The organism is Anaplasma phagocytophilum str. Webster, assembly GCF_000964685.1.
In the GTDB taxonomy this organism is placed as follows: domain Bacteria; phylum Pseudomonadota; class Alphaproteobacteria; order Rickettsiales; family Anaplasmataceae; genus Anaplasma; species Anaplasma phagocytophilum.
Genome location: NZ_LANS01000001.1, coordinates 62,171 through 88,277, shown reverse-complemented (window position 1 = coordinate 88,277; position 26,107 = coordinate 62,171). Strand labels below are relative to the sequence as shown.

The 26,107-nt window shown below is 41.7% G+C and carries 17 protein-coding genes, 1 tRNA gene and 2 pseudogenes; 15 read left to right on the top strand and 5 right to left on the bottom strand.

Annotation, left to right across the window (positions count from 1 at the left end):
* Position 1: 1 nt before the first annotated feature.
* The 5 genes from APHWEB_RS00315 to APHWEB_RS00290 all read left to right on the top strand — a co-directional run bounded on the left by APHWEB_RS00315 (position 2) and on the right by APHWEB_RS00290 (position 8,843).
* Complete coding sequence (locus tag APHWEB_RS00315; protein WP_020849268.1) at positions 2-754, top strand: cytochrome c1; 753 nt, start codon at positions 2-4, stop codon at positions 752-754.
* A 746-nt stretch (positions 755-1,500) separates the two neighbouring features.
* Positions 1,501-3,231, top strand: a complete 1,731-nt coding sequence (locus APHWEB_RS00305; protein WP_155237397.1) for an APH_0404 family surface protein Asp62 — start codon at positions 1,501-1,503, stop codon at positions 3,229-3,231.
* A 38-nt stretch (positions 3,232-3,269) separates the two neighbouring features.
* Positions 3,270-4,907: an APH_0405 family surface protein Asp55 gene (locus APHWEB_RS00300; protein WP_020848855.1), complete on the top strand. Its 1,638-nt coding sequence runs from the start codon at positions 3,270-3,272 to the stop codon at positions 4,905-4,907.
* 1,619 nt (positions 4,908-6,526) lie between these two features.
* A complete protein-coding gene (locus APHWEB_RS00295; RefSeq protein ID WP_020849270.1) occupies positions 6,527-8,302 on the top strand; it encodes a porin in 1,776 nt (591 codons plus the stop codon).
* A gap of 343 nt (positions 8,303-8,645) precedes the next feature.
* A complete protein-coding gene (locus APHWEB_RS00290) occupies positions 8,646-8,843 on the top strand; it encodes a hypothetical protein (RefSeq protein ID WP_011450535.1) in 198 nt (65 codons plus the stop codon).
* Positions 8,844-9,878: 1,035 nt separating this feature from the next.
* Here the strand turns inward: APHWEB_RS00290 and gltX are convergent.
* Together gltX and APHWEB_RS00280 are read right to left on the bottom strand one after the other, a co-directional pair.
* Positions 9,879-11,285 (bottom strand): glutamate--tRNA ligase, encoded by a 1,407-nt coding sequence (gltX, locus tag APHWEB_RS00285; RefSeq protein WP_011450536.1) that lies wholly within the window; start codon positions 11,283-11,285, stop codon positions 9,879-9,881.
* Positions 11,286-11,407: 122 nt separating this feature from the next.
* A tRNA-Thr gene (locus tag APHWEB_RS00280) sits at positions 11,408-11,481 on the bottom strand.
* 137 nt (positions 11,482-11,618) lie between these two features.
* On the opposite strand from APHWEB_RS00280, the gene mutM reads away from it, so the two are divergent.
* The 4 genes and pseudogenes from mutM to APHWEB_RS00260 all read left to right on the top strand — a co-directional run bounded on the left by mutM (position 11,619) and on the right by APHWEB_RS00260 (position 16,248).
* Complete coding sequence (gene mutM / locus APHWEB_RS00275) at positions 11,619-12,425, top strand: bifunctional DNA-formamidopyrimidine glycosylase/DNA-(apurinic or apyrimidinic site) lyase (RefSeq protein ID WP_011450538.1); 807 nt, start codon at positions 11,619-11,621, stop codon at positions 12,423-12,425.
* A gap of 154 nt (positions 12,426-12,579) precedes the next feature.
* Positions 12,580-13,173 (top strand): annotated as a pseudogene (locus tag APHWEB_RS00270) (FAD-dependent oxidoreductase); the annotation flags it as partial.
* A gap of 963 nt (positions 13,174-14,136) precedes the next feature.
* On the top strand, positions 14,137-14,370 hold the full coding sequence (locus APHWEB_RS00265; RefSeq protein WP_020848860.1) for a hypothetical protein: 234 nt from the start codon (positions 14,137-14,139) through the stop codon (positions 14,368-14,370).
* Between the two features lie 348 nt (positions 14,371-14,718).
* Entirely contained in the window at positions 14,719-16,248 is a 1,530-nt protein-coding gene (locus tag APHWEB_RS00260) for an acyl-CoA carboxylase subunit beta (RefSeq protein ID WP_011450541.1), read from the top strand.
* A gap of 375 nt (positions 16,249-16,623) precedes the next feature.
* On the opposite strand, the gene APHWEB_RS06180 is transcribed toward APHWEB_RS00260, so the two are convergent.
* The 3 genes and pseudogenes from APHWEB_RS06180 to prfA form a co-directional block, all read right to left on the bottom strand.
* Positions 16,624-16,764 carry a hypothetical protein gene (locus APHWEB_RS06180; protein WP_011450544.1) on the bottom strand — a complete coding sequence of 47 codons (141 nt, stop codon included), beginning with the start codon at positions 16,762-16,764 and terminating at the stop codon, positions 16,624-16,626.
* A pseudogene (locus APHWEB_RS00255) lies at positions 16,757-17,872 on the bottom strand (TraG/VirB4 family ATPase); the annotation flags it as partial. The gene APHWEB_RS06180 and the pseudogene APHWEB_RS00255, both read right to left, overlap by 8 nt.
* A 288-nt stretch (positions 17,873-18,160) precedes the next feature.
* Positions 18,161-19,240 carry a peptide chain release factor 1 gene (gene prfA, locus APHWEB_RS00250; RefSeq protein WP_011450546.1) on the bottom strand — a complete coding sequence of 360 codons (1,080 nt, stop codon included), beginning with the start codon at positions 19,238-19,240 and terminating at the stop codon, positions 18,161-18,163.
* Between the two features lie 325 nt (positions 19,241-19,565).
* On the opposite strand from prfA, the gene yihA reads away from it, so the two are divergent.
* From yihA to APHWEB_RS00225, 6 genes are all read left to right on the top strand, one after another.
* A complete protein-coding gene (yihA, locus tag APHWEB_RS00245; RefSeq protein ID WP_011450547.1) occupies positions 19,566-20,147 on the top strand; it encodes a ribosome biogenesis GTP-binding protein YihA/YsxC in 582 nt (193 codons plus the stop codon).
* Positions 20,125-21,108 carry an acetylglutamate kinase gene (argB, locus tag APHWEB_RS00240; protein WP_011450548.1) on the top strand — a complete coding sequence of 328 codons (984 nt, stop codon included), beginning with the start codon at positions 20,125-20,127 and terminating at the stop codon, positions 21,106-21,108. Before yihA ends, argB begins: the two co-directional genes overlap by 23 nt.
* 182 nt (positions 21,109-21,290) lie before the next feature.
* On the top strand, positions 21,291-22,115 hold the full coding sequence (hemF, locus tag APHWEB_RS00235; protein WP_011450549.1) for an oxygen-dependent coproporphyrinogen oxidase: 825 nt from the start codon (positions 21,291-21,293) through the stop codon (positions 22,113-22,115).
* 7 nt (positions 22,116-22,122) lie between these two features.
* Positions 22,123-22,281 carry a hypothetical protein gene (locus tag APHWEB_RS06825; RefSeq protein WP_230474279.1) on the top strand — a complete coding sequence of 53 codons (159 nt, stop codon included), beginning with the start codon at positions 22,123-22,125 and terminating at the stop codon, positions 22,279-22,281.
* 135 nt (positions 22,282-22,416) lie between these two features.
* Positions 22,417-23,607 carry a dicarboxylate/amino acid:cation symporter gene (locus APHWEB_RS00230; RefSeq protein ID WP_011450550.1) on the top strand — a complete coding sequence of 397 codons (1,191 nt, stop codon included), beginning with the start codon at positions 22,417-22,419 and terminating at the stop codon, positions 23,605-23,607.
* Positions 23,608-24,072: 465 nt separating this feature from the next.
* Positions 24,073-26,055, top strand: a complete 1,983-nt coding sequence (locus APHWEB_RS00225) for a hypothetical protein (RefSeq protein WP_133121360.1) — start codon at positions 24,073-24,075, stop codon at positions 26,053-26,055.
* The last annotated feature ends 52 nt before the right edge of the window (positions 26,056-26,107 follow it).

Genomic DNA, 26,107 nt, shown 5'->3' with positions numbered 1-26,107 from the left:
TATGATGCGTGCGTCGACTTTTTTATGGATATTCGTGTGTTTGCTGCCTTTAGGTGCAGTATGTGGGCATGTTGTGCCTGGAGGTGATGTACCGAAATGGAAATTTTCAGGAATTTTTGGGACATTTGATCGACCAGCGGTGCAGCGGGGATATCAGGTGTATAGAGAGGTGTGTTCGAGTTGCCACTCTATGAAAAGGCTTGCCTTTCGTAATCTTCGAGAAGTAGGTTTCTCGGAGGCGGAAGTGAAGGCGATAGCTGGTTCATACACTGTTACTGATGGGCCTAATGAATCTGGTGATATGTTTGAAAGGCCTGGTATACCGTCGGATTACTTTCCTCGTCCTTTTCCAAATAAGGAGGCTGCGGCTGCTGCTAATAATGGTGCAAATCCTCCTGATTTATCATTGATGATAAAGGCAAGGCACAGTGGGCCTGATTACGTATACAAACTGCTTACCAGTTATCAGGGGGCAGATGCTGATGAGAACGGTTTATATGCAAATCCAGTCTTTTCAGCTGGAAGAATAGCTATGGCGCCTCCGCTCTCAGAAGGCCTTGTGGGTTATATGGACGGCACTGAAGCCAGTATTGAAAATATGGCGAGAGATGTAGTGAATTTCCTGCAGTGGGCTGCTGAGCCTGAAATGGAGGCGAGAAAGAAGCTAGGCATTAAGGTTGTTGTATCATTGATGGCGGGCACTGTGCTGGTTACTATGGTAAATAGGCGACTCTGGAATATGTTGCGTAAATAGCTTCTGTGGTGTGGAGTAGCCTATAGGTATTTTTACTATCGCTTTTAGGTGTGTGCACGTTGAAAGGCGCAATGAATTTGTTCTCTTACATACTGCTGCATGGGTGAGCTTTTTCATTAGATGTCTTTTGCGTGGATCTCCTAAGAGCGGCAATCTTGCGTGTATTTTAGACAATGGAAGCATGTCTTTTTTGTGCGAGTCGTTTTGGCATGAAGGCTGGGTCTTCTGTTGATGCGTGAATGAAGCCTTATTGCTGTGGCTATGCACAAGTTATACGTTATTCAATTTATGTGCTATTCAATGAGCTCTGTTATAGGAAAATTTCTATAAAATTTACCAACATGCCCATCGTAGATTTTCAATATTTTTATCATGCTTGGGGCTATATATAGTGTCTAAGCAGGTACAGAGTGTGTGATTTTAGGGTGTATGTTCTATAGTGAGTAGTAGATCTATGAGAGCATACTTGTAAGAAAGAAAAGGTCCTACTGACTAGATTTTATGGTGTTTTTTATATGTATTTAAAAGTATACATTTTCATTACTTATTGATCTTAGAGACACAATTTAGAGTTGGTATTTTTGCTCAATTTTCTGATGCAATATATGCATATACGTGTTCATCTCAGAAGTTTCTATCATACGATAATATTAAATATTGGTGTACATTTTTGGTTGTACTAACATTTCAAATGATGTAACCTGCGGGATGTATTGCTTTCTAAGGTTATGACTATGCAGGCCCGGGTGGCGTTGTGCGCGGTATATTGCGGCATGTTTCTTGGTGCTGGATTGACGCAAGTGGAGGCGTCAGATGCACAGGGAAAAAAGAATATATATTCTGTTGCAGAAGATAATGGCGCAGGAAGAATAAATGATAGCTTTTCGTTAAGTGGTAGAGTGCTGTTCTATAACTGGGGTGGCAGGGGAGTGCTGCCGAGTCTTCCTAAAGAAGGATCTATCATAGGTACAATACGTGATTCATTGGATGTGGATGGGAATGTAAAAAAGCATCTAGATTGGAGCGAAGATTGTGATATATCAGGTCACGTAAATTTTGAATATCTGAGTGATAGTGGCGCTGCTTATGGTGCAGATTTTCAGGTAATGGTGCCAGAAGTAAATAGTGCGGTTGAAGTTGGAAAGGCCTTCATAAACAGAGGTAGTAGGGCATATGTCTTAACTCCATACGGTAAGTTCTCATTGGGATATCAGGAGGGTATTGAGTCCGTAAGAAATGGTGGTTTCGACGATTTTATCAGGGGTAAGGATCCTACTCTATTGAAGTATAGGTTGCCTTTGTTAAAGGGTGACTTCTTTACTAATGGTGCTTGGCAGTGGTTGCTAAGTAATTCTGCGCTGCTGTACCCTGGTCTCTATAGTGAGAGTATGTTCCGTGCGAATAACTATCTAGACTATTATGGGCTTCAAGAGCATAGTAAGCACTATAGCAAGTATTTCGTCAATAACTTACCGTTGAGGATTACGTATCAATCTCCTACTTTGTATGGAATGAAATTTGGTGTGAGTTATTCTCCTACAGGGTATGCGGACGATTTGTCTAACGCGTGGTTACCGGAGGATAGTGCTATATATGAAGGTCCTAAGCCTAAAGCTGGGGATACTTTAGGTATTTTTGGTAGTTTGCGTTCTATCGAGGGAAAGAGAGCTAAGGATACTTTGTGGGGGTGGTGGTACGATAAGGTCTTCAAAGAGAAAGGTAAAAAAGGGGGGGTTAACTTTAGTAGGGTTATAGGGAACTCATTAGTTTATTCGCCTGCTTATAAGAATGTCTTAAGTGCTTTATGGTCGTTGAATAAGGTATACAGCTTAGGGCATGACGAAGTTAGCCTAGACTTATCGGTAAGTGCTGAGTATGCATCTTCGAATTCTAGATCTTTCCTTAATTCTAGGATTTCTTCAAAGAAGGGGCAGCCAAAAGGATGGTTCCATGATCTTGCTGCGGTTGAATTGTCGGCAGCTGTGGGCGTTAGGGGTTTTTCTGCAGGAGGAAGCTACGGTTATCTAGGTAGGTCTGGTTACCCTATGGGCCCTTGGGAAGGTGAAGGTATGGATATATCTTGGGGGCGCAATGATGCTAGGAACGTTTTGAAGCCTTCATATTATCTCGCTATGGGTGCTGGTTATAAGGTGGGTTCTTTTCGTATAGATGGTTCTTATTTTTATAGCAACAAGGGTGGGTATTTCACGCTTGCTAGGCTGAGTGATTTAGGACTGAGGGTGAGCTATGAGATGTATAGGGGGGAGAGTATGCGCTGCGTGCTTTTTACTCAGCTTCATAAGATAGCGGCGAGCTACAGCTTTGCTACGGGGTTCGTAGAAAAGCGTTATTGTCGCTATAACACTCGTGATGTATATCATCGTGATGTCGGTTATAAGGATCATGGATGTGCTATGGTTAAGCCTTTGAAGTATGACTTTGGCTTGATGGCTTTAGGTGTGAAGCTGGTCTTCTAAGAAGAGTGTGGGTGTTTGTGGATTTTTGAAGGTTTTGTATGAGAGGTTCTCTGGTAGTTGTGAGTATGGCGATGCTTCTCCTGGGGTCCTCTGGTGGTGTAGTTGCTGCATCTTCTGGAGGGGGGTTTGAAGGAGAGCGTGCGTCGGTAACGGGTAAGGTGTTATCTTATGCCTGGTTGTTGAGTGATCGGGCTGTAAAAGGGCAAGGTAACAGTGAAGGTCAGAAGCTCGCGCTGGAAATGTATGGCGCAAAGTTGGGCTATAAGGGTTATGGTTATCCAGGAGTTGGAGATGTCTTTTCTTCGCCGTTGGAGCATGGTCTTGATTCTTGGGGAGCTAGCTATGATGCGATGTTATCTCTTGGATTGCGTACGGGTCGTGATGTGCTAGGTACCCAATATGGGGCAAATTTTTCCCTTATGGTTCCTGCGGGTTCTGGTGGATCTATGGTGTTTCATGGTGCGCCTGGTATAGAGAGCAGGGTTTTTGCTGATACTTCCTTGGGAAATTTTTCTGTTGGTTACCAGGAAGGTGTCGAGTCAAAAATGAAGGTGGATGTCTTCGGTGGCTTATCAGGTGAAAATGGAAGCGCTTGGGGTCGGTACTTGCGTGGCTTTTTAAAGTATGCGAAGGGTGTACCTTTTCACATGTATCCAGGGCTTTACAGTGAGAATTTATTCCGGTCTACAAGAGACTTACGGGGTGTTAGTGGTGTTTCTGCGAAGACAAAGGATGTCTTAAATTCTATGCCGCTGAGGTTTTCTTTTGAGTCTGCTAGGTTGGGTGGCTTGTCTGTTGGTTTTAGTTACTCTCCAACGGGATATCGGGATGATATGTACAAGGGTGGAGAGTTTACTGTACGGGATGGTATTGCTGGTTTCGATTCCTTGGGTACAGTAAATTTATTCGCGAAGACGGGGGTTAAGTTTGGCAAAATGATTGCCGTGGTGCCTCCTCGTTTTGATTCTGGTCCGGTATATAAAAACATAGTAAGCGGTGCTGCGAATTACGAGTACGAGTTAGCCGATATTGCTAAGTTTAGGTTATCGCTTGCTGGTGAGTATGCAAGACCGAAGAAGGCTAGGGATATAGTGCCAGAAGGAAGAAGAAAGGAAGAAATTTATGTAGCTGATTACAATGATTTGTCCGCGTTTTCCAGTGGCTTAGAAATAGACTTGGGTAGGTTGCGGTTTGCTGTTGGCGGTGGATACCTTGGGAAGTCTGGTAGTCCTAAAATGTACATATTAAAGGATGTAAGACATAAGGTACCTTATGTGAAAAAGAAGGGTTTGCCGTCTCATTATGTGACTTCAGCGGTTTCCTATACGATTGGTTCTTTCTCTGCTACAGTTGCTTACTTTATGAGTAGGTTAACGCACATTCCGCCTGCTACGGTATCTCATAAGATCCCAGGGAAGTATGAGTTGGATTCCGTTGTGGATGGGGAGAATACGTTGAAGGATTTGGTTGTAGGAGTCGGTTATAACCTTTTTAGTAAGGGAAGTACGAGCTTAGAAGTATTTCTAAATTGTCACATGTTCTCTGTGCAACATAAATTCAACATCCATGAGTACAAATCTACTGAGAGTAGTGGGTTTGTATTGAAAGAAGGTGGAGAGCGTGCAAATACTAATAATGGCGCTGTGGCGTTATTAGGAATGAAGTTTGCGTTTTAATAACAAGGGGTTGTTGCAAGAATACTCTTGTGGTTTATTTAGCCAAGTCTTCTTATTGGGGCGTGTACTGAGGTACGGCGCCCCTTTTTTTGTGGAGAGTCTAAGGTTTGTTATGTTGTAGAGGTGGGGTGGTCCTCGAAAAGGTGTGGACCTTGTCTTGCCTATTTGTATGATGACTCAATAAATTGAGTTGTTTAACTGGGAATGTGTAGGGTAGTTGGCTCTGTTACTTCGAATGATATGTTTACTTAAGGAAATAGGGTGCTATTGCACTTCCGTAAGAAGAAATCACTATAATTTTCTTATTTTTAGAATTCCATTTTGAAATCAAACGTACTAGGTTCTGAGGTGCGTAGTAAAAGCTCTATACGCAGATACTGAAGTGAACTGTTATTTGATGATGTTAATTTATCTGCTTTTTTCCTCGTGAAATGATTTTTCGACGAAGATACGTAAATTGGATATTTATCTGTTTAGCTCTTTGGTTAGTTTTATTTTGAACTAGATGACTAAGTTATCTATGCAATAACTTAGCCTATAGATGCAATATATTGGCAAATTCTACATTGTTTTTTAGGGGTTTAGATGTAATGGCATTTTTTATTAGTGACTATGATGCGCCCGTTCCTTCTAGTAATGCTTAAAATTTTTATAGGGAGTTTCTAATTTTGCAATGCTTTGCGTAGGGCTATAAAGAGTTTTTACATGCTACCTACACTTTAGCGGCAGCGTAGCTCAAGTTGCAATGGGTTCTTTTCAGAGTTGAAGTAAAGATTGAAGTTTTTTGCCGACATTTCTATGTAATGTGCTTTATCGGATGGTATGGGATATAAAACATTTGGCTTTAATACTGACTTAGGTGCAAAGTGATAAAGTTGAAGCTATGCTGCGAGCCTCCAGCATGTGCGTGAAATACTCGAAAAAGTTAAAAAGAAAGCTGTAAACCGATAGTTGCTTGATACTAGTTGAGAGAGTTTTCTATAGCTATAGTGGATATATCAGACAATTTTTCTGTATAGATCTTATATATTGATTTTTAAGATGCATACCTAAATTTCTAGGTATCCTTTAGGGTCTGTTAAGGAGTTACTAACAAGAAGATAAAGCCGTTTTTTAGGGGTGAAGTTTTCTCTACTAAACGATTTAGCACCTCATGCATGAGGATTTGTATGTGCAGATAAATAGCAGTACGTTTTTAAGAATTACATAAAGATGCTAAAAATCTTGTTCTCGAACTAAATAGCGCAAGATAAACATTTCTGTTGAAGCGGGTTCACAAGATCATATACCAGTGCTAGCATATAAAATGCTGATGTCTTGTTCCATAGGACATACATAAAGAATAACTTCTCTTAATTTTACAGAAGTGGTTTTTATCAGTTAAAAACACAAAATCTGTACTTGTACTTTATTTCCTAATCTATAGGAAAAAATCTTCATTTATCAGCAAGAATTTGTCTTTTACTACGTTATGAAAAATAATTCTAAATTATAAATTCGTATTGTTCCTAATAAAATTCCATCTTGTCGCAATTAAATCCTTGACAGAAATATTATCACTTATTAAGTATAGCTCGTACAGTTAACATGTTCTTCAACGTTTAATCAGGTAATACAAAATGACGAGGGTTTCTTTATCTACTACTCTTGCGTCGCTTATGATGTTTTACGGAATGAGTGATGCTCTTGCATCATCGGCCGCACAGCAGTCCAAGGTGTTGAGTGATGAAAAGGGCATAGTAGCGGTAAAACGAGTAACAGATAAGAGTAATCTTGGGCGTTATATTACCGTGTCTCCGGTGATAGATATTGGTGGTTCAGTGTTATCGCACGGATGGTTTGCGTTTCGTGATTCTTACTATCATAAAAAAGGAATAGAAGAGAAATTATTTCCCGAAAGCGAGAATTTAAGGGCGCAAGGTTTTGCGAGTGACGCTATGCTGTATGTGACAGCAGAAGGCAAAAACGACAACTATAAGATACGTTATGGTGGAAGTATAGAGTTAGAAGTTCCATATACTCAAAAGGCTGACTATACATCTTTTAAGCAAGTAAGAAATCGTGGGACAAAGGTTTACGTAAATACCACTTTTGGAGAAGTTAGTTTTGGCTATCAGGTAGGTATTGATTCTATAATGAGAGTTGATGCTCTCAGCATTGGGGCTGGGGATATTAGCAATACGTGGATGCGATATGTTAACCTGCGTGGCATACATGACCCTTTAGAAGGTCTGACCAATGAAAAAAGACTTGTATTGTTACCTAGAAACGCAGCTGTATTCACGGCAGAGATAGAGGAGGACCTTGCATTACCTGGAAATACAGCGGCATCAACGAAAGGCATAGGAGAAGACCTTGCTCCTTTGCAATACGGGAATCAAGTTAGACCTGTATTACATAGGAGCAGACCTGCATTACCTATAGAGCTAAAGAAGCTTTATTTAGAAAATGTATTCTACTTATCTACTGGGTTATACAGTGAAAGCCTTTTTGATGGGGGTAACAGATTTTCAAGGAATGCTTCTAAGCCAATCGATGCTAATAATGCGCTGAATTTAACTAATGCTCTACCGCTAAGGTTTACATACCTGTCTCCTGATTTTGCTGGACTAAGATTAGGGGTGAGTTATGCTCCGTTCGGATACGAAGAAGATCTAGTACTGGATGCACATACTGCTATTAAAAGATCATTAGTCGCACGTATGCGTGTTTTTAAAGATTACACACGATTTCATAGGGCAATTAAAAACAAATTTTCAATTCCGCTAGTGGAAGAAGGGGGCACGAGAAAGAAGTTTATCATTCCCCTTTACGAGAACATAGTGAATGCCGGAATGACTTACAGTTCATCTTTTAACGACTTGGATTTTAAGCTATCAGTGGTTACTGAATATGCTAAAGGAAAAACGCGCTTATTGCGGGATAGTACTGATATAGAATTTGCGAAAATGGACACCATTAAGAATATTGTTCTTGGTGGAATGTTGAAATACAAGAATGTAAAGCTCGCTGCGTCTTACGGATATCTGGGTCAAATAGATAATATCAATAACATGTACTCCTATAGACTTGGTGAGTTTGTTTTAAATACCGCAGACAGAGTAATTATCAGAACGAGTGGAAGCTACTTCTTAACAGCAGGTGCTGGATACGAATATGACAGGCTATATGTATCTGCGTTTTATAGGGGTAGTAACTACAGTGGCAACATATTTAACGAGGTATCATTGGGAGCTGAGTACAATATTTCAGGGCATTCATCAAGAGTTAAGAGTATGATTTTTGCCAACTACCACAACTTCTCAGCGTTATCTGCCGTTGTCACAGATCCTGTAGCTACTGATGGTGTAAATAGAGGTCAAGTTATATTGGCCGGTATGAAAGTGAGATTTTAGGTTGTGTTTTTATTGATGTGACTAAAAGCTGTACCTGACAAGCATCTCCATAGTGCCGTGATTAACGGTAACGGAGATGCTTAGTTTTTGTAATATGGCTGCCGTAGCCTTAACCATAAATGTAAATGCGTAGTGGCTGTCCATTTCTGCTATAGAAGAAAGCGGGTTGTCTGTATAAGGACTATCTGTAGAACTCTCCTATAAGCAAAAGCACGTACATTTTCTGCAGTGAATACTTTTTACGCCACAAGACGTAAGATTGTCTGGCTTGTAATTGACGTGTAAGGCATATTCTTAAGTTTGCTCGCCTGCTTATAAGAATGTCTTAAGTGCTTTATGGTCGTTGAATAAGGTATACAGCTTAGGGCATGACGAAGTTAGCCTAGACTTATCGGTAAGTGCTGAGTATGCATCTTCAAGTTCTAGATCTTTTCTGAATTCTAGGATTTCTTCAAAGAAAGGGCAGCTAGAAGGATGGTTCCATGATCTTGCTGCGGTTGGATTATCGGCAGTTGTAGGAGGGTTAGGGGCTTTTCTGTAAGCGGAAGCTCTGGTTATCTGTGTGGATCTTGTTTACCCTATAGGTTTTTGTGAAGGTACGGAGATATCTTGGGGCGCAATTATGCTAGGAACGCATTGTTTTACGTGAGATCTGATGAAGTAACGTGCTGCGTCCATATTGGGATGTTATTATGTAGTATCATATATAGTGCTACTCAGAATCAGAATACTATTGCGGCAGCTGAACGAGCTCATTGCCACATCATCTTATGAAGTAGGTGTCGCACATGAATATGAGATTATGACTTATTATAGATGGCACTGTCCTGCAGCAAAAGACTATTGTACGGGTTTCATGGACGCACTGCTCGAGGACATTGTGAGGTAACGCGTTGCATCTGTATTGGGATGCTATTACGGCGTATTATAGGTGGTGCTACTCTGAATCAAAATACTATTGCAGCAGGTGAACGAGCGCATTGCTACATCATCTTATGAGGTAGGTGTGCACATGAATTAGGAGATTATGACTTATTATAGATAGCACTGTCCTGAAGCAAAAGACTATTGTACGGGTTTCATGGACGCACTGCTCGCGAACATCGTGAAGTAACGCGTCGCATCTGTATTGGGATGTTATTACGGCGTATCATAGGTGATGCTACTCTGAAGCAAAATACTATTGCGGCAGCTGAACGAGCGTATTGCCACATCATCTTATGAGGTAGGTGTCGCACATGAATATGAGATTATGACTTATTATAGATAGCACTGTCCTGCAGCAAAATACCATTGCAGGGGTCATGTGAACGTATTGTTACGGAGCTTTATGATGGGATGCCAGCATCTGTGCAGTGATTGGAAGACCATTGGTACTCTTGTAGCAAGGCAAATACATTTATCATGCCAGTAGACTGCGCGATCTCATAGGACTACCGCCACGTAGCTGTGTCTTTTTACATAAGGTCACACAAGGCCGATACGATTCTAATAAAGCCTCTAGTACAACTAATACTGCAAGTGTACATGATACATGCGGTACCAAAACTCAAGCTTCGCCCAATACGGTGAAGTGTCAGATTTCCTGTGCTGAAAGCATCCTGTTGATACACATTTCTTGTCCTAATATCTCCATAACTTCCGAAATGTTAGGGGATTGCAGTCTACCCGTTATAGATGCTCTGAGGAAATGATATACATCACTCATAGCCAGATTACGTGTTTTAGAGAATTCCTTAATCTGCGAAGATAGGTGGGTTTTCTTCCACATATCTGGGTGGATTCCTGACATACTTTCCAGCAATTCTGCAAGGAACTTTTTGCTGTTTTGAATTGTTTCTACAGCTTCTGGATTGATGTTGATTTCCACGTCTTGAACATAAAAAAGTGAGTCTTCAGCGAGGTCAGTTAAGGTTTTTGCGCGTTCTACCAGTTGTTTTATTCCCAAGGATAAACGTGAGAGTTTTTCTTCGGAGATTCTACCACCCAGCTTTTCTTCAAGGATTGGTAGCAACAAATCTAGAATTTCTGATTCGCTTTTTGATCCCATGTAATGATGGTTTAAAAACACCAATTTTTTGTAGTCCAAACACGAACATGAAACTCCTACATCTTCCATGGAAAATAGCGCTATTGCTTCTTGCATAGACACAATTTCCTTATTTTGGTAACTCCATCCCATGCGCAGCAGATAGTTGCACAGTGCTTCAGGCAGAAACCCCTGTTCTTTGTATTCGTGTATTCCAGGAGCACGATTGCGCTTAGATAGCTTGGCTCCATTTTCATCGTGAATTAATGGGATGTGAAAAAATTTCGGACTGACCCAGCTCATAGCTTCAGCTAGCACGATTTGCTTTACAGTATTCGTGATGTGATCAGAACCCCGTATTATGTGCGTAATTTCCATATCATGGTCATCAACTACAACGGCCAGAAGATATGTAGGCGTGCCATCAGAGCGCAATATCACCATATCGTCTATCTGATCGCTTTTTACGGATATTTTCCCATATACACCATCGAGAAACTCTATTGTGGTATTTTCAGGGCTTTTGAGCCTTACGACATATGGTTTGTTGGGAAGATCACCAGTGCTATTCAGATGTTTCCAGGGACACACGTGTCTGAAATATTTACCAGTACCTTCAGACTGTAACTTTTGCTCATTGACTTCATCTTCCGAACAATAGCACCGATAAGCTCTACCTAATTCTACTAACTCTCTCGCTACTGCGACATGTCTAGCGGCTCTAGAAGATTGTACTACAATATCGCCATCGTGTTGGAGGCCTAGCCATGACATGTCATCGATTATAGACTGTACAACCACGTCGGATGACCGTTTTTTGTCGGTATCTTCCATGCGCAGCAAAAATTTTCCCTTGTGATGTCTGGCAAATAACCAGTTAAAAAGCGCAGTTCTAGCTCCTCCTAAATGCAAGCTTCCAGTGGGAGATGGAGCAAATCTCGTAACGACGCGCACTGCTGTAGACCTGTTAAAAATCCATAGAGGGGTTATGGTACAACGAAAAAAAACCAATAGCAACGCACTAGCAGGAGAATTAAAGTACTACACAGAGACGTAGAAAGCTGTTATTTTGGGGATGGTGCCGTTACCGAGAATCGAACTCGGGCTTCGTCCTTACCAAGGACGCGTTCTACCACTAAGCTATAACGGCCCGGGGGAGATTGTAGTTTTTTGTTATGAGCAAGTCAAAGAGAAACACGAACATTGAGGAGAGGAAGAAAAAGTTAGCAATTCTCCTTAAAGAGAACATAACCCGAAGGAAGCAGAAGAAAAGAGCTTGTTGCGACGATGCCAGAACTACCAGAAGTTGAGGTGATTGCAAGGTCTCTTGCGGATAAAATAATAGGTCAGCGCATACGTGATGTCGAGGTGAAGAGACGTGATCTGCGGGTCCGTATAGCTGATGATTTCGAGCAGTTAGTGACCGGAAGAGAAATATGTTCCGTATATAGGGTTGCCAAGTATTTGGTGATGCAGCTGGATTCTGGAGCAAAGCTTGTGTTCCATATGGGTATGAGTGGCAGAATCCTATATATGCACGCTCCTGTTCCGGAGAAGCATGATTGTGTGGTTTTTGCTATGCAGCATGGCTATAGTCTTGTGTTCAATGATACACGCAGATTTGGACTAGTTACACTGCTGGATGGGGAAGGTTACAGATCTTTGCTGGAAAAGATGGGTCCTGATCCGTTTTCGGAAGCCTTCAATGCAGATTGTTTGCTGAATATGCATGGGAAAGCTCGTATAAAGTCTGTCTTAATGAATAGTGCTGTTGTTGTAGGAATAGGCAACATATATGCATCGGAGATACTGTTCACTGCTGCTATATTGCCACACAGGGAAGTTAGCACTCTTTCCAGGGAGGAGTGCTGTAGAATTGTGGAGTCTACACGAGAAGTACTCAAGCTTGCTATAGCAACTGGGGGGTCGTCAATTCGCGACTACCGTACACCTACAGGTGACGTTGGTAATTTTTCGAAGCACTTTAGGGTTTATGGCAGAAAAGGCGAAAAGTGCTATACATGTGGAGGTGAGATACAAGTAGAAAAGCAAGGAGGGAGAAGTACGTTTTTTTGTAGGCACTGTCAGAAATGATATAGATGCAGTTGATTATATGTTGAGTTTTATCGTATGGTTCGGTAAGTATTTTTTTCCTGTTTGCTTTTGGTTATTCAAACACTATAATGCCTGCCTTATATATAAGAGGCCATGGGAGGAACCTACATCTAGCAGGTTCACGGTGCGAGTCTCTCTTATAGATGTAATGGCTCCTAGGTATTGCCCCTCTATAGAAGAAAAGATACGCAGATTTCCAGACCACAAAAGCCATCAGATTTTCCTTGAACCCGAGGGACTTGAAACTAACTCTGTATACCCAAATGGTATATCTACTTCTTGTCCTATTGAAGTGCAGCTTGAGATGCTGAGGAGTATTAATGGACTAGAACAGGCTGTGATGCTCCGCCATGGATACACTGTGGAATACAACTTCATAGATCCTCGCGAGTTGTACCATACGTTAGAGACTAAAAAAATTAAAGGGCTCTTCTGCGCAGGGCAAATTAATGGCACTACAGGGTATGAAGAAGCTGCCGGACAGGGTATCGTTGCCGGAGCAAATGCCGCGCTTTCTTTAGTGCAAAATCAGGAACCTCTGGTTTTGAAGCGTAGTGACTCATACATAGGAGTGATGATAGATGATCTTGTAACATTAGGTACAAGCGAGCCTTATAGGCTTTTTACATCACGTGCTGAGTATAGGCTAACTCTGCGCTCTGATAATGCTGATATGCGCTTAACTGAGATCGGACGTGCGTACTCACTAGTATCTCAAGAGCGTTTTGTTTCTGCAATTTTCCCTTAAGGGACTACCCGCGCTGTTCTAGCTTATTACAATTTGTGTGAGTTGGTAGTGGGGCGTTTAATGTGCTGCACTTTTGAGAATGAAAGCACTCTTCATTTTCTTACTTGCTTCATGCTTTTACGGCAAATTTCATATTTTCTGTGGTGATTTGCTACTGAAATGGTGCAGGGTGCCGGAATTATGAAGACCGATATTGTCTAGGGGGGGGAAGGTGCTTCATCTTTAGATATGGAGTGGTGATATTGCCTTCCATTTTCTTATTCTTGCTCCGTGCTTTTACGTAATTTGCTGCATTCCCTGCGATAATTTGCTCTTGGAAATGGTGCAAGGCGAGCCGGAATTATGAAGACCGATATTGTCTAGGGGGGAAGGTGCCTCATCTTTAGATATGGAGTGGTGATATTGCCTTCCATTTTCTTATTCTTGCTCCGTGCTTTTACGTAATTTGCTGCATTCCCTGCGATAATTTGCTCTTGGAAATGGTGCAAGGCGAGCCGGAATTATGAAGACCGATATTGTCTAGGGGGGAAGGTGCCTCATCTTTAGATATGGAGTAGTGATATTGCCTTCCATTTTCTTATTCTTGCTTCGTACTTTTACAGAATATGCTGCATTCTCTGCGATAATTTTCTATTGAACTGGGTGTAGTGCCGGAAATGGGTAAAGCTCCATGTCTCAGCGAGGTACAGTGTTATAGATGTGGAACGATGATGTTGTATTGGAAGTGCGAGGCATCTTTTGCAGAGCAGTGTTGCTATACTTACTTTTGGTTCAGCGCTTTAGAGTTGCTGTGTGGTTAAAGTTTTACATTAGGTTGCTTGGTGAGCTTATAGTACAAAATTGTCATAGAGAGGCAGGATGTGGATGCTAGAAGTGCGGCTATGAGTGTGGAGATAGAGGAGATGCTGTTACTGCTTTTGTAAGGCCATAGGTGCATAACGTATGCATGGGAGAAATGCGATCTTCTGGCTTAGATTGTACAACACCAATACTACTATTTTAAGCTCTAAGGCTGGAACAATATATACTACAGGGTCAAGAATAAGTGAGGTAAGCACTAAGTGCAGCAATGGAAATTTTTCATTCTTTACTATTCGTGCTAGGATTTACAGATGGAACGGATATAATGCGACAGTGGGTTTCTCGATTGTGGCAATTAGCAGTGTTGGGTATTAGAGAAATGTGTAATAGCCGAGTAGCAGTGCATAAGTCTTTGGATCTAACTAGGAGCTAGAAGTGTTTCTAAAAGGTGTTTAAATCTGTCCTGCTCGTGTTTTTTTATTACGCTGCTTTCAGAGTGATGTCCCGTTCTGGAAGCCGTGAAAGTAGTGGGTGGTTTTTTATAAGCTGTAGCGTGTAAATTCGGGTTCTATCTGGGCTTGCTGTTAACCTGGAGTTGCAAAGTATCCTATTATGTGCAATCATGGCAGGGCATATCTCTGTGTTTTGTGCATTAGTTTAACGTACAGGGCCTTTTTTTTGCTATAATCAAAAAGTTAATAGTTCAATTTTTCAGGGTATATCATGGGTCCCGTGGTGCTCCAGGAGTTAGAGAATAAGAAAATTCAGTTAAAACTGGGTGGTGGGCCATCTAGGATAGAGAAGCAACATAGTAGGGGTAGGCTTACTGCCCGAGAAAGGTTGGGCGTTTTTCTCGATAAGGGGTCGTTTCAAGAATACGGAGTATTTGTCGAACATAGGTCGGTAAACTTTGGTATGAGTGAATCCAAAGTTGCTGGTGATGGGGTTGTCACAGGGTGCGGTACTGTTTACGGGCAGCGCGTTTGTGTATATTCGCAGGATTTCACTGTATTTGGCGGATCTCTGAGTGAGATGAATGCGAAAAAGATTTGCCACGTCATGGATATGGCAGCGAAGGCGGGAGTGCCCGTAATCGGGATCAACGATTCTGGGGGAGCCAGGATACAGGAAGGAGTAGATTCTTTGGCGGGTTACGGTGAGATTTTTCAGCGTAATGTAGATATGTCGGGTGTTGTGCCGCAGATATCTCTTATTATGGGTTCATGCGCTGGTGGTGCTGTGTATTCTCCTGCACTTACGGATTTTGTATTTATGGTCAGGGGCTCGTGTATGTTTGTTACCGGGCCGGACGTGATTAAGAAAGTCACTTTCGAAGATGTGACTCAGGAGGAGCTTGGTGGTGCCGCGGTGCATACTCGTAAGACAGGAGTTGCAGATTTGGCTTTTGATGATGAAGTGGATGCTCTAAGTCAGGTGCGTAAGTTTTTGTCATTTCTTCCTCCGAACAACAGGAGCTCAGCAAGGGCTATGCCGACGTCAGATCCTGTAGATCGTGAAAATGAGTCGCTGAACACACTTATTCCCAGGAACAGTACGGTTCCGTATGATATGTATGAATTGATTGCGAAGGTGTGCGATGAGGGGGTGTTTTTTGAGATAAAGCCAGATTTTGCCAAGAATATCATTGTGGGTTTTGGTAGGATAGGTGGTAGCGCGGTTGGTATTGTCGCGAATCAACCTATGCACTTGGCTGGGTGTCTGGACATAGATTCCTCGCGAAAGGCTGCGAGGTTTGTGAGATTTTGTGATGCTTTTAATATTCCGCTAGTGACGCTGATAGACGTCCCAGGGTTCTTACCTGGCGTGTCGCAGGAATATTCAGGAATTATAGATCATGGTGCTAAGTTGTTATATGCATATGCTGAAGCATCAGTACCAAAGGTTAGCGTGATTGTGCGTAAGGCATACGGTGGTGCGTATATAGTGATGAACTCAAGACACCTAAGGGGAGATGTTAATTATGCATGGCCCAGTGCTGAAATAGCCGTTATGGGTTCAGAAGGTGCGGTGGGAATAATATTCCGTAAAGAAAAAGACCAAGAGTACTTAAAGCAGCTAATAAAGGAGTACAACGACAAGGTGGTGAACCCGTACGTTGCAGCTTCTCGAGGATTTATAGACGATGTGATCATGCCATCAACTACTAGGTGGCATATATACAATGCATTACATATGCTGCGTGATAAGAAGGTTGATCGCCCATGGCGTAAGCATGATAACCTCCCGCTATAGGTCAGGTAGAGCATTTTATATATAGGTGCTTAGAGAGGGAGAGAAGGGGTGTTCACTAGCTGTTCTGATACTTTGTTACGATGTTATGCAACAAAGTAGGGTTCTGCAGTTACATCTGTGATGCGTCATTGGGTTCATGTGATAGGGATATACTCTCAGTACAGCCAGCAAAAACATCCCTGTAAGCACTAGTAGCCTTAAGATTAGGCAAAAATATCTGGGTTGCAGTTTGCTGTATCACTTATCTGACTTTATGGCGCGCTAGGTTATGTGTTTTTGTGTAGCTATTGAGTATCAAGGTATGGGCTGAGACCCCGTTCCATCTAGGTGCATTGGCTTAGGTGAGGGCGATAGCTTATGTTATGAGTTCTTGGACTATAACCTTCTATAATGCACCAAGTTGTTTTCTTCCTCTGTTGGTGTACTAGCAGTAGCATCGCCCGCCGCGTATGACGTTAAAGGAACTGTAACAACAAGAAACATCAAAAATACCAATGCCCTTGCTACCCTATGCATTTTTCACCCTTTGATAAAAAATAGGCAACCACACATTTGGATCATCCCCTACTTCTTCCATAATTTCACGAAGTATGGCAACGGTCTCGGCCCTACCTGACAAAACGTTTATCGTGTCATCGAGCCCTCGTAAATCTATCCTGGCCACAACAGCACTGACCCCCTGCTTGACTAGGAAAAACCTAGTGCCAGGATCTGTATATTTTATTAAAGAATACTCCCGCTCAGTCAGCATGAAAACATCCCTGTAAGCACTAGTAGCCTTAAGATTAGGCAAAAATATCTGAGTGGCAGTCTGCTGAACTAAGGTATCACTTATCTGACTTTTACTAGCATCCTCAACACTCTGTGTCGCAAATATGACAAAAGTATTGAGCTTCCTAAGAACTTTTAGCCAGTCTTTAATCCTAGGCGCAAAAACAGGATTATCTATCAGCGCCCACGCTTCGTCCAAGATAATCATAGAAGGAGTTCCATCGAGAGAAATACTTATCTTGTGAAACAAATACAAAAGCGTCGGAGCAAGAGCCATGGGATCTTTTAGCAAATATCCCATCTCAAATCCAAATACTCTAGACTTAGTGAAGTCTAATACATCTTCGTCATTATCAAAAAGCGCCGCGTGCGACCCTTCTGAATGCCACATCATCATGCGACTCGCTAGAGTATCTTCTCCACCTATACCCAAAAAAGGAACCAGATTACGTAACTTTCTGTCTTCCTTTTTGAGCTTGAAATTACCCTCTATAGCATCATCAATGCGCAATATATCGTCAGGCGTAAGCTTATCTGACAGAGTAGTAGCCAATAACTTAAACCACTCCATGAGAAAACCCCTATTGTCAGGAGTATCGTCTAAGTGCAGCGGATTTAACCCAGTGGAGCCTCTTGTCTCTATAATGCTGTATACCCCCTTCAAAGCCCTGATGAATATCTCAGCACCATGATCTTTGTCAAAAAAGAACACCCGCGGAGAAAACTTCATCGCCTGAACACACAAAAAGTTCATCAGTACTGTCTTTCCCGCACCAGTTGGCCCAATGATTGCTGTATGCCCAACATCACGCATGTGAAAACTGAAAAAGAACGGCGTGCCTGATTTGGTATCTGCATTTTATTCATAGTAGAAAACAAAAGACACAAGAGTTTGTGTAGCGCACTGTCAGGGAAAAGTCATTCCTGCCACACATCAAAACTTGGATCATCCGTGCCGAGAGCGTTTATGAACCTGTCCAAGCCTTCTTATTTCATGACACAACCTAGTTTGTGTGACGTCAAATGTATCATGTAACACGCCGCACCCTGTACATAGAGATACAACTTAAGGACCGTCTTATTACTACGTACCCTAAGGGAATAAATCCCAAACAGTTGGTCCATAGTATGAAACGAGGCTTCAGTGCGTTATTTGTTTCAGCTTATTAGCTTGATCATCTGCGACTAGAGCATCTATGAACTCGTCTAAGTCTCCTTCCTTCATTACGTAATCGAGCCTGTACGACGTCAAATTGATCCTGTGGTCAGTGATGCGGGACTGAAGAAAATTATAGGTCCTAATGCGCTCGGACCGGTCTCCGGAACCTATCTGACTTTTACGCATTTTAGAGATCTCCTCCTCCCTTTTTTGTTTTTCTAGGTTATATAACCTAGCCCTGAGCACTTTTAATGCTTTACTCTTATTCTTATGTTGCGATTTTTCATCCTGCTGGATTACCACTATGCCGGTAGGGATATGTGTTATTCTGACAGCACTGTCTGTGGTATTTACTGATTGTCCTCCAGGTCCACTAGAACGGTAAACGTCTATTCTGAGATCTTTTTCATCAATTTTTAGATCTACTTCCTCAACTTCAGGTAAAACAGCCACAGTTGCAGCAGATGTGTGCAACCTACCTGATGATTCAGTTTCAGGCACTCTCTGTACTCTGTGCACGCCGGATTCGAACTTCAGCCGCGCAAAAACATCTTTACCGCCTATACTAAACGATGCCTCTTTATAGCCGCCGATTCCTGTTGTGGAAATGTTAATGGTTTCCACCTTCCAATTTTTTCTTTCAGCATACTTAAGGTACATACGATATAGATTCCCCACGAATAGCGCGGCCTCTTCGCCCCCTGTACCTGCTCTAATCTCTAAAATTGCATTACGAGAATCGTCTCTATCCTTGGGCAGCAGCGATAGTTGTAGTTCGTGTCTGAGCTTAGGTAAGAGTTTTTGTTTGATGTGTGACTCATCTTTAGCTAGGCTGCGGAGTTCAGGGTCAGTACTGGCGCTATTTACTAACTCTTCCAATTCCGCAATTTCCTTCTGCGTAGATTTGTATTTTTCGATCAAAGACATGATAGGGAGTAAGTCTGAATACTCACGCGATGCCACGACAAAAGCTTGGGTTCCAAGTGTCTCGGGGGCGGAAAGCTGTTGTTTCAAAATGCGAAATTTTTCACACAACCCCTCAAAGGTGCTTTCAAAGCTCATAATTCTACCTGTACCTCTAAAACGCCCAGAAACGGTAAGTATGTAAGTGACAGAAGCATACCGCTGCTACAAACACCCGTATCTGGAATTGTAAATTTTTGTACTACTGTTTGCAATAGATTTACATTGATATTCGAGCGATATCGAAAAGAGAATATATAAAAGTATTTTTCAGTGACAAGCGTGATTTCCTGTAAACTCATTTGTATACAATTAGTCCCTATGGCTTTATAGTGTTGCTATCTGGGGTAAGTTGAATTCGGCTTGTGTTTACCGTATGAGACACAGATGGGAACGGATTTTTCCAGGTTAACGGGGTGTCTATATGCTTGGCTGTAGATTTGTTGCTGGGGTGCAGGATCGGAAGTCATTTCCAGATTTTGGTGTCCCAGAAGTAGCGTTTGCAGGTAGATCGAACGTGGGGAAGTCTAGTTTGATAAATGCCATTACCAATAACAAGAAAAACGCCAAAACTTCTTCTAATCCCGGTTCTACAAGGCAAATTAACTTTTACCTTAATAAGGGAATCGTGGCATTGGTGGATCTTCCAGGATATGGCTACTCTAAAGCGTCTAAGGAAGCGACTAGGGGGTATCTAGACGTCATGGAACACTACTTAATGAGTAGAGAAGCTTTACAGAGGCTAGTTTTACTTATAGATTCCAGAATTGGTCTTAAGGAGATAGATAGGGATTTTTTGTGCTGGTTGGAGGAGCACGGTATTTACTACAGTATCGTTCTGACAAAGGCGGATAAACTTTCTGAGCAAGCGCTTGGTAGTATGGTATCTTTCGTGCAAAATCAAGCACAAGGCGGTAATTTTTTGCTACAACCAATCATGTGGGTAAGTAGTAAATCTGGAAGGGGAATAAGGGAGTTGGCTCATGAAATTTCAAGATGTATCTAAAGGTTCTCGCAAGGAGAATGGTCCGTGGCTTGAGGGCGGTCAGCTTTCCGAAGAAGATCAGTGGTTAAACGAAGCACGAGTTCTATCTGAGTCTATAAAGAGTATACATCAGTTTTCTGGTGAGACGTTTGTTATCAAGTACGATGGCACGGCTCTTCAAGATAAGAGGCTTGCAGATAGTTTTGCTAGTGACATAGTGCTATTAAAGCAAGTAGGCATTCATCCGATAATCGTGCATGGCGGGAATTATCGGGTAGAAGAGGTTTTAGAGAAGTTTGGCAAAAAAGAAGGAGTCTTTGTAAATGATTTCCGGGTTGTCGATTCTGAGGTTTTAGAAATCACGGAAATGGTGCTTTCTGGTTTGGTAAATAAGGAAATTGTTCAGACAATTAATGAAAATGGCGGCTATGCCGTGGGTATAAGCGGGAAGGATGCATGCTTGGTAGAGGCAAAGAAGGTGTGCTTCACTGCACGAAATGGGCAACCAAACAATGTAGAAAAGATAATGGATATAGGGTTTGTTGGTGAGCCTCAGAGTGTCAACACGGAGTTGTTATTTTTCCTAGAGGAATCGGATTTTATTCCTATCGTCTCGCCAATTTGTAGAGGCCCAAATGGAATGACGCATGTGGTCAACCCTGATTTGGTTGCAGGGGCTATTGCATCTTCGTTATCGGCGGCTAAGTTAGTTATCCTTACTGATAGTGCAGAGGATATAAAAAATATGCAGCATGATGATGAATTGCTGGTAGGTACGGTAGAGCAAGCTGAGAAGTTGTTAAATGACGGTAAGGTTTGTGAGACTATGGTCCAGAGGTTGCAAACTTGTATAAAATTCGCTAGGGAAACGTGTGGTACTGCGCATGTTGTGGATGGTTCAATACCGCATATTTTGCTTATGGAGTTATTTACTATCAATGGAACCGGCACCAGTATATGCGGCGATTTTTCCAAGGACTGAGTTATATAGTGGGCTGCTCAGTTTATGCTGTGCTATAAGGACTCCGTAATTTAGTAGTATTACCTTTTAAATGGAATATATTTGCTACTATCTAGAGCATATTCTCTGTGGTAGTGGTAGAGGGGTGTTTTGTTTGTGCTCTTTAAATATGGATAGATTGTTGATGTGTTGAGAGCTCTAAGATGGACGAGAAAAAAGATCTAGTTACTGAGTGGTTTGCTGTTTTAAGGGATAAAATAGTTAGTGCATTTCTTGCAGTAGAGGCAGATTTTTCTGACAATGCTCCCACAATTAAGAAAAGAAAATGGGAAAGAGAAGGTGGCGGTGGCGGGGAGTCAGTTATCATTCTAGGATCTGTATTTGAAAAAGCGGGTGTTAATTTTTCTATAGTGCACGGAAAGCTGAAAAGCGACTTTGCTGCAGAAATTCCAGGTGCACGAGAAAGTAATGGTGAATTTTGGGCGAGTGGCGTTTCTATTGTTGCACATATGTGTTCACCATTTGTTCCAGCGATACACATGAATACAAGGTTTATTTGTACTTCAAAGAGTTGGTTTGGTGGTGGTATCGACCTTACTCCTGTGTATCACAATGATGATGACACTATTTTCTTCCATGATGCCTTGAAAGCCATGTGTAATAAGTTTGATGCGCACTACTACGATCAGTTTAAAAAGAACTGTGACGAATATTTCTATCTTCCGCATAGGAAGGAGCCTAGGGGAGTCGGCGGAATATTCTACGATTATCTGCAGACTGGCTTTGAGAAGGACTTTGCCTTTACTCGCGCGGTTGGGGAATGTTTTCTAGAGGTTTATCCGGCGATAGTGAGACGGAATATGCATAAGGAGTGGAGTGAAGAAGAGCGAGATTATCAGCTTATCAGTCGTGGTCGCTATGTAGAGTTCAATTTGCTTTACGACCGTGGTACCAGGTTTGGATTAATGACGGACGGTAATTCCGATGCCATAATGATGTCTATGCCTCCGCTTGCGAAATGGGTTTAGGTTTGTATTGCTTTTTGTGATGTTCATGGCCATCTGGCAACGTGGTTTTGTGGCTTGTAGGATGGTTTTGTGCTGTCGCTTTACGAACCGTAGTAGCAGGTTTGGATTAATGACGGACGGTAATTCCGATGCCATAATGATGCCTCCGCTTGCGAAATGGGTTTAGGTTTGTATTGCTTTTTGTGATGCTCATGGCCACTTGGTTTTCTGGTTTATAGAGTGGTTTTATTTTTGTAAAGTGTTAGCAAAGGTGGTGTGCTTTATGGTTTTGAACTGAAGTACTGGAATTGTTGAGAGTAGTATGTTGAAGTTTTTTCTTATTTTCCTTGCTGTAGGTTTTGCATTTTTAACCAAGTATCTGGATATTCCTGTACTATTAGAAGCAGCTCAGGGCGTCAGTTCCATGTTCATAGGTTTGCTGAAACTCGTGGGTATTCCCATGATATTTCTGTCCGTAATGTCGACTTTTTCTGGGTTAAGCGGCTTAAAAGATGCTAAGAGTCTTATAGGTAGCACTATCTTTTATGCGCTAGCAACGACTACAGTAGCAGCGTTGATCGGGTTATGCTTGTACATAGTCATAGCGCCGGCTCAAGGTATAAACATCTCTGAAGTATCCGATTCGTCTAGTGTTATGGACTGGGATTATGGTGCACACCTTATGTCAGTATTTCCAGACAATTTCGTGCGAATTTTTCTCGATAATAATGTAATAGGCTGTATAGGAGTCTCTTTTTTGTTAGGGGCGGGGTGCTTATTTATTGAAGACGAACAGCGTGCATTTCTGAGCAAATTTTTCTCTGCGATGTTTGAGGTATTTTTACGAGCTGCAGGTTTTCTTACATATCTTATGCCACTGGCGGTGTGGGGATTTATGACTGTGTTTTTGTGCATGCCTCAGGGACAAGATTTTTCTAATGGGCTTACAAAGTATGTACTATGCGTTATGTTGGCCAACGCCATACAAGCGGTTATAGTATTGCCCGGGTTACTGATGGCAAAGGGTATACCGGTGATACCCACATTGAAAGCTGTTTTACCATCGTTAGTAACTGCGTTTTTTTCCAGATCATCCGTAGTTGCGTTACCAGTGACCATTAAGTGTGTCAATGAAGGTTTAGGTGAATCAAAAAGAGTAACGTCTTTTGTATTGCCGCTGTGCGCAAGCATAAACATGAATGCATGTGCTTCATTCATCTTGATAACAGTACTTTTTGTATGTGAAGTTAATTTGCATTCTTTTTCATTTATGGAAATCTTAATATGGGTTATTTTCGCTATAGGAGGAGCTGTAGGTAATGCGGGCGTGCCTATGGGATGTTATTTTATGGTCATGAGTTACCTTACTTATATGAAGGTGCCCTTGCATGTTATGGGTTTGATATTGCCCATGTATTCTATCCTTGACATGTTTGAAACTGCATTAAATGTGTGGTCAGACATATGTGTTACTCGAGTCATAGGAAGAAAGCATCAGGCGATAAGCTCATAGGTGTGGTACTTTTAAGCATGGCGCACAAACGGATTAACCACCTTGTCGTCGAGCTCTTGTATTAGCTGCTTCAAGTGCTCTTTGTCATGGCATTATGATTACAAGGGCACATTCAGAATCCACAACGGCTATTTTCCGCTCCGAGCTACGTAATTGACTCTAAATGCCTTGAGTTCATCACTATATATGCTCTACCATGTGTATTGCGCACAATAATGCTGACTTTAATCAAGGCCTATAATACAGGATTTTCTTGTGCAGGGCGGAGTGCGCTTTCAAAAGCTCATACTAAAAGGGGTTTTCTTTTTGCGGTTGCTATGCGAGGACGACTATTCTGTATTATATAGCAGGTGTATGCTGCAGTAGGCAAAAAAGTATTGAGATTTTAGTATAATCGCTGTAAATGTTCACGTGTGAGATGTGTTTCCTACTGGTATGCCGCTTAAGGGGTAATACGGGATGGGTATGCTTATCATACGAACAGGAAAGGTATTACTTATCAGCGGAATAGTTGTATTAGTATCAGCTGGCGTAGTAGGTGCTAAGTACGGAATTGAAGATCGTTTTACGACGTGGCTACTTTTTGTATCGTTAACACTTATCTCGCTTTCATTATGTCTGTTATACTCCCAGATTAAAAAAGAGAAAAAGCCCGTTGGTAGCACAAAAGGTTATTATATAACGGCTTTGCTGGAAGAACCTGGTGTTAAGGCAATTCCTTTTTCTAGTAAAGTTCATATAAGTGAAAATTCCAGAGTAGAGACATCTGATGGAGTTAAGATTGGGGTTGACGCTAACAGTTATCTGATAAACGAAGGAAAACTGCAGGAGTGTAAACAGCTTCCACGCAATGGTATAGCGTTTCCTATAGAATTTTTTTCACAGCATGATGAGCGGTATTTTAGATTATTGCTAGAGAAGAAATTTCTTTGTTTGTCTCAGGAACGCAAATCTGTTGCTGGGATTAGAAGGCGTGCTATGAATAAAATGCTCAAAGTACTGCCTCACGAGGGACATATATCTATATCAATGGTTGAGGATTTCAGGGGAAGTGTAGTTGAGTATATTTTGTATTCCATGGCCATGTCGCAAGAATTAATTTCTGGTATAGGTATGGAATTTTTTAAGTGGTACCCTGTTTGTTGTCTAGGTATGACTAAGAGTACTACGCCTTATAAGCAAGCACTTATGGATGTGGACAGTACGTCGATCTTCGATGCATTTCCGGGGGCATGGTGGGCGGCGTATAACTATAAAGAGGTCTTTCAGCACGTAATTGACTACAGCAAGGATATTGCATTAAGTAGGAATAAGGAGCCTGACAACACCTATTTTTCTAATAGTGAAATTGTTTTTCTAGAGAGTCTACAAAGGGGGGCAGAGGGTTATAGTAAATTTGATAAGCGTGAATGTGTTTATGCAGAAAAAGCACTCATGCATATGCTGTCCGTTATGTATGTGATGCTGTCTAGAGATACTCATAACTTTTTCGATAGAACCAGTATAAAATCGTGGTTAAACGGCATTATGCTGCACGATTTTGGGAGCAAAGAAGTTGCAATTCACGTTGCAATGACATCCCTAGGGGGGGAGATGTTTCAAGGTAAATTGCTCAGTAGTATATACGGTGATCTATGCAGTGAGGTGAAGACATTTGGTATTATGAGAAAGCATATGGATAATCTCCTGAGGTTTTCTACAAATGATGTGACTCACTCCATGATATTGGATTTTGTGGATGAGAAGGGCATGGAGTTCTTTGCCATGTGTGGAATTATGGTCCCGTATTTTCATAAAACCAGGGTGTATAGGCTTCTTAAGAAAAATGCTCATTACAGGATGTTAGTTTCGGATATTTCCTATAGAATTAAAAACTTCGATGTTTTTGGTTGTACTAGACCGAATGAACGGACAATTTTAAGTATGATTTCCTATCATGGAGAAGAGAAGCAAGTTTATTGGGAAGGGAATAAAGAAGAGGAGGAGAAGTATATACGTAGTAGTAGGAACAGGATCTATAGAATGTTAAGGGAGTTTGAAATATTGGAAACCACGTGTTGTGCTACTGCGTGGCCAGATCCTAGTGTTCTAATGTTTTTTGTGAAGCTTGCGGTATGGATGTGGGCTGCAAAGGAATTGAGTATACTACGGGGTGTAGAGCCTTTAGAGTTAGAAGCATGTTCTGTTCATAGTGTTTTAGGGTTATATGTTAAGTCTTATTGGAGAAATTTGGGTGTAGATGTACTCATGAGGGGGAATGAGTATAGTGTTCCCATAGACGCCATGTTATTGGACGAAGTTTCGCTAAACTTTCGGGTGGCCCCGTGCGAAGATACATTGGTCAAGGTAAGTCGCGGTTCTCTGTCAGATGTGGTATATGAGCTTGTTTATGGAAGGGAGAAAAGAGAAATTAGGGGTGAGGTAAATGCAGGGGTAGTCTTGGATTAAGAAGAGGTTTATTTTTCTAGGTGATGGCACATGTGTACTTAGTGTATGCAAA

What these genes read in the sequence shown, in the direction of transcription:
- APHWEB_RS00230 (WP_011450550.1), top strand. Translation starts at nt 22,417, where the DNA reads ATGTTGAAGTTTTTTCTTATTTTCCTTGCTGTAGGTTTTGCATTTTTA.
- APHWEB_RS00315 (WP_020849268.1), top strand. Translation starts at nt 2, where the DNA reads ATGATGCGTGCGTCGACTTTTTTATGGATATTCGTGTGTTTGCTGCCT.
- APHWEB_RS00295 (WP_020849270.1), top strand. Translation starts at nt 6,527, where the DNA reads ATGACGAGGGTTTCTTTATCTACTACTCTTGCGTCGCTTATGATGTTT.
- APHWEB_RS06180 (WP_011450544.1), bottom strand. Translation starts at nt 16,764, where the DNA reads ATGCATAGGGTAGCAAGGGCATTGGTATTTTTGATGTTTCTTGTTGTT.
- hemF (WP_011450549.1), top strand. Translation starts at nt 21,291, where the DNA reads ATGGACGAGAAAAAAGATCTAGTTACTGAGTGGTTTGCTGTTTTAAGG.
- argB (WP_011450548.1), top strand. Translation starts at nt 20,125, where the DNA reads ATGAAATTTCAAGATGTATCTAAAGGTTCTCGCAAGGAGAATGGTCCG.
- APHWEB_RS00265 (WP_020848860.1), top strand. Translation starts at nt 14,137, where the DNA reads ATGCATGGGAGAAATGCGATCTTCTGGCTTAGATTGTACAACACCAAT.
- yihA (WP_011450547.1), top strand. Translation starts at nt 19,566, where the DNA reads ATGCTTGGCTGTAGATTTGTTGCTGGGGTGCAGGATCGGAAGTCATTT.
- APHWEB_RS00225 (WP_133121360.1), top strand. Translation starts at nt 24,073, where the DNA reads ATGCTTATCATACGAACAGGAAAGGTATTACTTATCAGCGGAATAGTT.
- APHWEB_RS00300 (WP_020848855.1), top strand. Translation starts at nt 3,270, where the DNA reads ATGAGAGGTTCTCTGGTAGTTGTGAGTATGGCGATGCTTCTCCTGGGG.
- APHWEB_RS00260 (WP_011450541.1), top strand. Translation starts at nt 14,719, where the DNA reads ATGGGTCCCGTGGTGCTCCAGGAGTTAGAGAATAAGAAAATTCAGTTA.
- mutM (WP_011450538.1), top strand. Translation starts at nt 11,619, where the DNA reads ATGCCAGAACTACCAGAAGTTGAGGTGATTGCAAGGTCTCTTGCGGAT.
- prfA (WP_011450546.1), bottom strand. Translation starts at nt 19,240, where the DNA reads ATGAGCTTTGAAAGCACCTTTGAGGGGTTGTGTGAAAAATTTCGCATT.